Here is an 8908-nt window from a genome sequence, read left to right on the forward strand (position 1 = left end):
TTCATTTGATTACGAAGGAGATGATTCTATGAAAACAGAAAAAGAAAAGATGTTAGCGGGAGAAATGTATATTGCAGATGACGAAGAATTAGTAGCTGATAGGGTGGAGGCAAAACGTTTAACACGTCTTTATAACGAGGCGATGGAGACAGGGGATGAACAACGTTTTACATTATTAAATCAGCTTTTAGGTTCTTCAGCTGATGGGAAAGCTCAAATTAATCCTGATTTTCGTTGTGATTACGGCTACAATATTCATGTTGGAAAGAGCTTTTTCGCAAATTTCAACTGTGTGATTTTAGACGTTTGTGAAGTTCGAATCGGTGATTATTGTATGTTTGCACCTGGTGTTCACATTTACACTGCTACGCACCCTTTACATCCAGTAGAACGAAACTCTGGTAAAGAATATGGAAAACCAGTAAAAATAGGTAACAACGTTTGGGTTGGCGGGGGCGCTATTATTAACCCTGGTGTTTCAATTGGAGACAACGCTGTAATTGCTTCAGGAGCAGTTGTGACAAAAGATGTACCTAATAATGTAGTTGTTGGTGGTAATCCAGCTAAAGTTATTAAAACGATAGACTTATAGAAATCGTTTTTTATGAGTACATGAATAAACTGATGTCGTATCGTATAGAAAATGTGAAAGGTGTTTCATATAAAGAAAAATAGTGCGGAAAATCGTACGAAGACATTACTTACTTCTTGAAACGCTCTTTTTCTTATTTGTTTTGCCGATTTTTTCGTTTGCTGTAAGTTTCTATCATAGGTTATACACAATTTTTAAGTATACTAGGGGAAGCATTCGGAATATGTAATGCTTTGCTAGCTGTTTTATTATTTGCTCTGTTATCTGGAATTGTATGAACACATGAAGCGAAACAGAGAGTGCATGCAGCGGAAATATATCATCTTTATTGCTTTAGAAAATGATGTATGATATATTGTCAACGCAACTTATTAAAAGGATTTAATAAGTATGTTGATTAAGGTGGTGAGCGATTTGAGTGAACAATTTGTTACTCAAAAATCGATTAAAGAGACAATCCTTCGCGGCATTCGTACAGTTCTTCTAGAGCGAGGTAGTGCAACGAAAGTTGAGCTTAGTAATACATTAGAAATTAGTTTTCCAACGATAAGTAAATTTATAGAAAAAATGAAACAAGACGGTGAAGTCACTTTAGCTGGTTTAGATGATTCAAGTGGTGGAAGAAGAGCGAAACGATATGAATATAATCCAGAATATATGTTAGGTTTAGCAATATTTTTAGAAAAAAATGAAACAAACTATACAATTTTCAACTGTTTAGGGGAAGTAAAAGAACAAGGAAGTACTTCAAGTATGTTAATTGATACGGGCGTAAATGTATTATCTAAACATATTGAAGGTCTTATCGCTACATTCCCGAAAATAAGCTCTATATCAATTGGTGTGCCTGGTTCGGTTGATAATGGTCGTATTTTTTATATTCCTGGATATGAAAAGTTCCAAAATTTTAATTTGAAAAGTCATTTGGAGGAACAGTTTTCTATACCAGTAGTAATAGAAAATGATATGAATGCCGCAGTACTCGGCTATCATAAAAATACTGGAAATAATGAAAACTCCTCTCTTGTATATTTGTATTCAGGTCAAAATGGACCAGGTGCGGGGATTATGGTAAATGGAGATGTCGTACGAGGGAGTACGTTTTTCTCAGGAGAGATATCTTTCGTACCGCAGTATGATAATAAAAATTTCTTACAAGCTTTGAGAAGTGAAGATTCGAATAATCCAGAGGAATATAATATAGATGCTATTACTCGTTTAATAGCTACATGTATAGCTATTATTAACCCTCATGCCTTTATCTTCTGTGATGATGAAGTAAATCAATTTGTTATAGATCAAATTGTAAAAACTTGTCCGCAGTACATTCCGGCGGAACATATTCCGAAAATAACAGTGAGTAATTGGAAAGAAGATTATTTATATGGATTAAAAAGTCTAGGACTTGATCTTATGATTACGAGAACGAATAAAGAAAATTAAATGTCCTGGCAATGAAGCATCCAATTGTCAGTTGAATAACATAAAAGAAAAGGTGCCAATTATGAAAATTGAACATGTAGCAATTTGGGTGAATGATTTAGTAGGAATGCGTGATTTTTATAAACAATATTTTAATGGTGAAGAAAATAGCTTATATCATAATCCGAAAAAGCAATTTAAATCTTATTTTATAACTTTTGAAGGTGGTGCGCGTCTAGAACTTATGAAGCAGGTAGGGATAGATGATGCATTACAAATAGAAACAATAGGATATGCGCATATTGCTTTTTCTGTAGGTAGTGAAGAAAAAGTGAACGAATTAACGAATACATTAAGAGAAGCAGGATACGCTGTGTTAAATGGCCCGCGTACTACAGGTGATGGTTACTATGAAAGTGTAGTAAGTGACCCTGAAGGAAATCAGATTGAAATAACGATCTAACGTTTTATTTACTAAAAACGAATAAAAATATAAAACTTTGTTGTTCCCCAAATTGTTTACAAGAAATCTATTATTTCTGCAGAAAGGGGGACATAACATTGAGTGAGTCAATTTTGATTTTCTGTATATATCCATTGCTTATTTGTATTTTTTCAATAGCTGTGACATATAAAATAGGTATATTTTACGTGATGCCAATGGTAACATTTCTTATTTTTCTTATGTTAAATGTTACAGTGCACGATCCAGCATTTTTCTTTTGGGTTGGCATGTATACGATTCTTTCATTTATTGTTTCTTATATCACTATCCTTTATAAAGTTGTAGAAAGAGAACGTTAATATCATTTTGGGGAAATAGGAATTTACGGTGAACAATAACAACCTCATTTCGCGTTATCATGACGGGAAATGAGGTTGTTTTATTTTTATCTTTAATTGGAGTGATGAAAATCGTGAAGAATCCCCTCAATAATTGGATGAAGAGTACTAGGTAATTCATCAAGCGGAAAGAAACGTAATTCTTTTGATTCTGTTTGATCACATACAAGCTCACCGTGAAATTCTCGGCAAATATAAACAACGAGTACACCGTGTACTTGATCGCCGTTTGGGTAGATTTGAAAGAAATCTGGTCCGGAATATGTACGGAATAGTTCTGGATTTTTAATAATAAGTCCAGTTTCTTCATATACTTCTCGTTTTAAAGCGTCTTCTAACGTTTCGTTATATTCTAAGGCGCCGCCAATGATGCCCCAGCGGTTGAAGTCTGTACGGAGCTGCAATAATATTTCGTTTTTCTCATTTACTATAATAGCGTGTGAACCTATTAAAATCAGTGGATGATTTCCTACTAAATTTCTCATGTCTTCGATATAACCCATAGTTGTTCTCCTTATAGCTAATAATAATTAGGAAGTTCTTTTAACATTCTTTCTGTTTTACGTGCTGTAAAAGCTAAGTTATGGTCATCTTTCGTTCTGAAAAATAATGTGCGTAAAAAGGTTTTAATGTTGGCGCATAAAATACAATATTCATTTAACGAAAGGCGTTTTCTAATTTGGGGAAGCCTTTTTATTTTTTTTTGAATAATAGAAATTAACTCGTCTTGCGGGAAGTCATGATACAGCATTGCTAGTAATGGCGTAACAATTCGTTCATCTTCGTTATTATGAAAAAGGTCAGATGGAATGAAGATTTTATTTAATAAGCAATGAATTAATTCTTCATACCATTCAAAGGTCGTATAAGAATTGTGGACAATTTCAGTAAAGGCATCAGATACGTGAGCAAGACAATGAGCCCATCCTTTATTTTCAATATAACCTCGAAAATCTGTTTCTAAGTTTGTGTATGTAATGAGTTTGTTTTTTATTTCTTCAATGTCCTCCTCTGTAAAAAAATAGTGCGAGTTAGCGAATTGGAGTATTAACGCAATTAACGAAACAGTGTAAGAACGTGTGAAAACCCCATCTGAATGCGGGGAGTAAATGTCACAATATAAATACTCATCACTTAAACAAGTTTGCAACAGTAATTTCAGTTGATCATCCATAAGGAATTCATGATGAATAAAATGCACAAAACATTTATATATAAGCTGGTAACGAACGTAACTATCAGTCGTTCCGATATACTGAAGCATATGGAGCGTTAATTCATTTATATCTATATGTCGCAGTTGCGTATAGTCATTTTGTTGTATAAGCTCTAACTGTTGTTGCAGCGCTGTAATATCCAATGGAGAACCTCCTCCGCACTTTAAAGATGCGATGTTTTCTAGTATTCTATATATTCAAGGACAATCCTGCTCATGCAAGGAGAACAAGTAGAAATTCAAGTATGACATAGATGAGGGAAGTATATGACGACTATAGAACAGTTAGAAAAACATTTTAAAATAAGAAGAAATGCTTCTTCTATCATGATAAAAGAAAATAATGCAGAGATTTTTACAGAAGAGCAATTAAAGGAAATCATGCAATATTGCGTTGCTGAGGCTGAAGAAGAGGGAATAGAAAACTTACATTTTGAGATTTCTTCGAAAAGCCCCAATTATAATATGTATAAAAAATGTTTTGAAACGTATTCGTTTGAATATGTTACTGAAAACATCATTGTGTTTAAGGATCTATATAAAGTAGAAGATGTAGAAAGTGAAATTGATTTTAAGTTGATTGAAGAAGTAGGAGAAGATGCTTTTTATTCTCTTTGGAGTGAGATGACAGAAGAACAAGTCACTTATAATCAATTTGTAAATATGATGCTACAAGAAATTGGTGAGCAATGGAAAGAACATTGTTTAACAGCGAGTGTAGGTGAAGAGCTGATAGGAATTGTAATCCCGCATATTGAAAAGGGGACGTTAGAAGAAGGAAAACTCATGTATTTCGCAGTCGCTCCAAATATGAGAAATAAAGGGTATGAAGCAGCATTCTTTACAGGGGCAATGTTTGTTTTAAAAGAAATAGGTGCATCTTATTATATCGGTGAGGCAAATGTACAAAATGAGTGGATGAAGGATGTTTTTGAAGAGAATGGATGTCAGCTGCTTAGTTCAACTGAGAGATATGTGAGAAAGTTTTAGGAGGATGAATGATGTATACTCTCGAACTCGTATAGCGGGAGGGGACTATATATGTTAAAGCAATCCATGCATTCATTCGTGTTATTGTATCCCAATGTATTGTTAGAAGGCTGGAATGTTGAAAAAGTTTCAGAACGTTATGAAGGTGAAAAGTGGGGGGCTTTTTGGTTTCAGGTTGTTACTCCAACTGGAATGTTTCGAGTAAAGGAATTTTTTCTCGATATAATGGAACCAGTATTTCCGGATAGCTGTATTTCTCAAGCAAAAGGAGATTGTTTTCAATATAAAGGGCTTGTGTATTGGAAAGGTATAAATTATAAAGGAAAAGAAAGTTACGTTACATCTATATGGAAAACACAAGTTGAAATTTCAGTTGATCATGGATATGTAAACCAAGACGAAATGGAACGATTTCTATTTGAATTACAACCGGTACATATGGAGTTTGCGAAAACGATATTACATACACCATTTCACTTATTAAGCTTTCAAGCGAAGAGAAGTGAAATGGGTGAGATAGGAAGATGTAGAGAGTGGAATGCTCCAGATGACGTATCCTATGTAAAATTGTCAATTCATGAAAAGCTAAGTTGGAAACTCGAATCGGTCGGTTTCGGAAATGATGAAATGCAGTATGTATATTGGGACGAAGATAATAAACTATACGCACTTTGGGTTTGTCGGCATAAAAGCAAAGCGTATTACCCTGTTTCTTCATGGATAATGAACTATGGCCCAAAACAAATTATAAACGGGTTAGAGTTTTATTCACACTCTGATCGCGGAACAGTTGTATACGAAGATTTAGGTAATGAACAAATCGCATACGTATTTCGCGGTAATCCATGTACAAATTTTGAACAAGTAAAAGAACTTTTTGCCTGTTTGTAAGATAAAAAGAAAAATGAGAACGACAAAATAGATATTCTTATAATACAATAAGGAAAGATTCGATTATATGAGAAAGCGTTGGTGAAAGAATGGGGCAGCAAAGACATTGGTTACAAGCGACTGTAGAAAGAAATGAAGATAATACGTTACAAATAAAGTGGGAAAATCATATAGAAGAAGTTTGTATTTATTGGAGTACTTCACCAGATCATATTGAAGAAAATGGAGAATTACTTGCAACGGTAAATGGAGAATCATCATATACAATTGAAAATCCGAGCGAAAATGAGCGTCCATATTTTAGACTAGTAGGTAGTAATGGACAAGCAGTAACAGTAGCTGAGCGTAGATTGCCATTACAAGGCGCGTTTAACTTCCGTGATATGGGAGGATATGAAACGCTTGAAGGCCGTAAAGTAAAATGGGGCAAATTGTACCGATCTGAAGAATTAGCAGGATTAACAGAGTGGGATATCGACTATTTACAAAAGTCTGGCTTAAAGTTAATTTGCGATTACCGTACAGAATTTGAAGTGAAGCATAAGCCAAACCCTGAGATTACAGGAGCTCGTCAAGTGTGCTTACCAGTTATGCAAGACTTGGCGAAAGACTTAAATATAAATGAATTTTTCCAAGTTGGTGACCTTTCTATGTTAGGGAAACCAGGTGAGTACCTTGTGAAAATGAATCAAGATTTCGTAAGTGGTAATGAAGCATTCGTGAGCTTCTTAAACTTAGCACAAAACCCGGAAAACTTACCGTTAGTAAACCACTGTACGGCTGGAAAAGACCGTACAGGATTTGGCTCAGCATTATTATTACTTTTACTAGGTGTACCAGAGAAAACAGTAATGGAAGATTATTTACTAAGTAACGGTTTCCGTGAAAAGTTAAATGAAAAAATGATGGCCTTTTTAGGTGCAAAATTACAAAACGATGAGAGTAGAGCGATATTGGGTGCGATGTTTGAAGCGCGCGCTGAGTATTTACAAGCTGCGATTGATGAATTAAAAAAGCAATACGGTTCAGTTGAAGCGTATGCTGAAAAAGCACTTGGCTTTACGAAAGAATCGTTAGAAGAAATGAAAGTGTTATTGTTAGAGGATAAATAAGAATTCGGGAGGCTGATTGGATTAGCCTCCTTTTACTATTGTTGTTATAATTTTGTTAATGAGGATGTTGTGCACCGAGGAGAAAAAAGGTGAAAAGAACTTACGAATCGGGGGATAAAATGATTCATACACGTGTAAAAGCAGAGGGGTTAAGAGAAAAGCTAGCAACAATACTAAACCAAGATTATAAGGAACTAGCTGTTCAGGATTTAAAGGTGATTGGAACGGGAGTGCAAAATATTGTTTTTCGAGGAGATTCAGAAAAGGGGTCTTTGGCATTTCGAGTGCCGTGGGAAAGAGAAGTAGAAAATATAAATGAAGATTTATTTAATAGTCGAATTTCATTGAAAAAGGAAGCAGAGCTTTCTAAGTATTGTCATTCAAAAGGTATTTCGGTGCCAAAGATACACGGATTGCATCTTTCTGCAGAACTTGATTTTTTAATTTCGGATTGTGTGTATACTGATCATATGCCAATTTCTGCGCACAAAATAGGAGAGTTAGTGAGCAAGCTTCATAGCATGCCAATTGATGATTTGCATTACGAACAAAATATTAGAGAGCCCATTAGTAAGTATATAGCAGAACGAATTGTGAAACGGATAGAAGGGTTTAATACAATTACGAACTGTGGAATGAAACTTCCAGATACAAAAACAATTGAACATATTCTTAGTACAGCGGATCATGAAAAGTGTTTACTACATATGGACATTCGACCAGCCAATTTAATCGGGTATAATGGAGAAGTTAAAGCAATAGTTGATTGGGATAACGCTTTAATTGGTCATCCATTACTGGAGCTTATGAGAATAGCTGAAACAAATGAGGTTAGTTGGGATGAATTTAAAGATGGATATAAGAATGATAGTATCTTTAACGCTACTTCTCATATTGTTAGTTTATTTTATAGGTTAGATACAGCGGTCATGCTTGCAAACTTATTTATAGCACATTTGAAAATAGACGATAAAGGTGTATTCTATAAAGAGCGGGTTAAAGCGCTTCATCACGAAATATATATAAACTTATAAATAATGAGAACAAAGGTTTTAAAATAGGAACTAAGGAGAACATCATGAAATACAAAGTTATATTATTCGACGTAGACGATACATTATTAGATTTTCCTGAAACGGAAAAATACGCATTACATAATGCGTTTGTACAGTTCGGTATGCCTACAGGGTATAATGATTATCTTGCAAGTTATAAAGAGATTAGTAATGGATTATGGAGAGATTTAGAAAATAAAATGATTACGTTAAGTGAATTAGCGGTAGATCGATTTAGACAATTATTTGCCCTTCATAATATAGAAGTAGATGCGCAGCAATTTAGTGATGCATACCTTGAAAACTTAGGGAAAGAAGTACATCTTATAGAAGGTGCAGTGCAATTATGTGAGAATCTACAAGATTGCAAGTTAGGTATTATTACGAATGGATATACGAAAGTGCAACAATCTAGAATCGGAAATTCGCCTTTATGTAATTTCTTTGATCATATTATTATTTCAGAAGAGGTTGGTCATCAAAAACCAGCACGTGAGATTTTTGATTATGCTTTTGAAAAGTTTGGGATTACAGATAAATCAAGTGTACTAATGGTTGGAGATTCGCTCACTTCTGATATGAGAGGCGGAGAAGATTACGGCATTGATACGTGTTGGTATAATCCGAGTTTGAAAGAGAATAAGGCAAGTGTTAAGCCGACTTATGAAGTGGAGAGCCTGCTGCAAATTTTAGAACTTGTAGAAGTGGCGGAAGAAAAGGTAGTTTCATTTTAATCGTGTCGATATTTGTTGATAAGTCGATATTCTTTGTCGAATCGTCGATATAT

The 8908-nt window shown here is 34.4% G+C and carries 11 protein-coding genes and 1 pseudogene; 10 read left to right on the forward strand and 2 right to left on the reverse strand.

Annotated elements, in window-relative coordinates; translation table 11 throughout:
* Nucleotides 1-28: 28 nt before the first annotated feature.
* From MR079_RS26335 to MR079_RS26355, 5 genes and pseudogenes are all read left to right on the forward strand, one after another.
* A complete protein-coding gene (locus MR079_RS26335) occupies nucleotides 29-592 on the forward strand; it encodes a maltose acetyltransferase domain-containing protein (protein WP_242294918.1) in 564 nt (187 codons plus the stop codon).
* Between the two features lie 167 nt (nucleotides 593-759).
* Nucleotides 760-870, forward strand: a pseudogene (locus tag MR079_RS26340) (MFS transporter); the annotation flags it as partial.
* Between the two features lie 136 nt (nucleotides 871-1006).
* Nucleotides 1007-2035 (forward strand): ROK family transcriptional regulator, encoded by a 1029-nt coding sequence (locus MR079_RS26345; protein WP_242294912.1) that lies wholly within the window; start codon nucleotides 1007-1009, stop codon nucleotides 2033-2035.
* Between the two features lie 61 nt (nucleotides 2036-2096).
* On the forward strand, nucleotides 2097-2477 hold the full coding sequence (locus MR079_RS26350; protein WP_139866165.1) for a VOC family protein: 381 nt from the start codon (nucleotides 2097-2099) through the stop codon (nucleotides 2475-2477).
* Nucleotides 2478-2575: 98 nt separating this feature from the next.
* Entirely contained in the window at nucleotides 2576-2818 is a 243-nt protein-coding gene (locus MR079_RS26355; RefSeq protein WP_139866164.1) for a YbeF family protein, read from the forward strand.
* Nucleotides 2819-2910: 92 nt separating this feature from the next.
* Here the strand turns inward: MR079_RS26355 and MR079_RS26360 are convergent, their stop codons facing one another.
* Nucleotides 2911-3360, reverse strand: a complete 450-nt coding sequence (locus tag MR079_RS26360; protein WP_242294913.1) for an NUDIX hydrolase — start codon at nucleotides 3358-3360, stop codon at nucleotides 2911-2913.
* A 17-nt stretch (nucleotides 3361-3377) separates the two neighbouring features.
* A complete protein-coding gene (locus MR079_RS26365; protein WP_139866162.1) occupies nucleotides 3378-4217 on the reverse strand; it encodes a DUF2785 domain-containing protein in 840 nt (279 codons plus the stop codon).
* A 123-nt stretch (nucleotides 4218-4340) separates the two neighbouring features.
* Between MR079_RS26365 and MR079_RS26370 the strand changes: the two genes are divergently transcribed.
* From MR079_RS26370 to MR079_RS26390, 5 genes are all read left to right on the forward strand, one after another.
* Nucleotides 4341-5063, forward strand: a complete 723-nt coding sequence (locus MR079_RS26370) for a GNAT family N-acetyltransferase (protein WP_242294914.1) — start codon at nucleotides 4341-4343, stop codon at nucleotides 5061-5063.
* 51 nt (nucleotides 5064-5114) lie between these two features.
* On the forward strand, nucleotides 5115-5954 hold the full coding sequence (locus tag MR079_RS26375) for a hypothetical protein (RefSeq protein ID WP_242294915.1): 840 nt from the start codon (nucleotides 5115-5117) through the stop codon (nucleotides 5952-5954).
* Between the two features lie 89 nt (nucleotides 5955-6043).
* Complete coding sequence (locus tag MR079_RS26380) at nucleotides 6044-7066, forward strand: tyrosine-protein phosphatase (protein ID WP_242294916.1); 1023 nt, start codon at nucleotides 6044-6046, stop codon at nucleotides 7064-7066.
* A gap of 119 nt (nucleotides 7067-7185) precedes the next feature.
* Nucleotides 7186-8100 carry a phosphotransferase family protein gene (locus MR079_RS26385; RefSeq protein WP_242294919.1) on the forward strand — a complete coding sequence of 305 codons (915 nt, stop codon included), beginning with the start codon at nucleotides 7186-7188 and terminating at the stop codon, nucleotides 8098-8100.
* 44 nt (nucleotides 8101-8144) lie between these two features.
* On the forward strand, nucleotides 8145-8855 hold the full coding sequence (locus MR079_RS26390) for a YjjG family noncanonical pyrimidine nucleotidase (protein WP_242294917.1): 711 nt from the start codon (nucleotides 8145-8147) through the stop codon (nucleotides 8853-8855).
* Nucleotides 8856-8908 lie beyond the last annotated feature (53 nt).

Origin of the sequence: Bacillus cereus group sp. BfR-BA-01381 (genome assembly GCF_022663555.1) — a bacterium.
In the GTDB taxonomy this organism is placed as follows: domain Bacteria; phylum Bacillota; class Bacilli; order Bacillales; family Bacillaceae_G; genus Bacillus_A; species Bacillus_A pacificus.

Bases quoted from the DNA above. Each gene is read 5' to 3' on its own strand.
- MR079_RS26335 (WP_242294918.1), top strand. From the start codon at position 29: ATGAAAACAGAAAAAGAAAAGATGTTAGCGGGAGAAATGTATATTGCA.
- MR079_RS26350 (WP_139866165.1), top strand. From the start codon at position 2,097: ATGAAAATTGAACATGTAGCAATTTGGGTGAATGATTTAGTAGGAATG.
- MR079_RS26360 (WP_242294913.1), bottom strand. From the start codon at position 3,360: ATGGGTTATATCGAAGACATGAGAAATTTAGTAGGAAATCATCCACTG.
- MR079_RS26370 (WP_242294914.1), top strand. From the start codon at position 4,341: ATGACGACTATAGAACAGTTAGAAAAACATTTTAAAATAAGAAGAAAT.
- MR079_RS26375 (WP_242294915.1), top strand. From the start codon at position 5,115: ATGTTAAAGCAATCCATGCATTCATTCGTGTTATTGTATCCCAATGTA.
- MR079_RS26380 (WP_242294916.1), top strand. From the start codon at position 6,044: ATGGGGCAGCAAAGACATTGGTTACAAGCGACTGTAGAAAGAAATGAA.
- MR079_RS26385 (WP_242294919.1), top strand. From the start codon at position 7,186: ATGATTCATACACGTGTAAAAGCAGAGGGGTTAAGAGAAAAGCTAGCA.
- MR079_RS26390 (WP_242294917.1), top strand. From the start codon at position 8,145: ATGAAATACAAAGTTATATTATTCGACGTAGACGATACATTATTAGAT.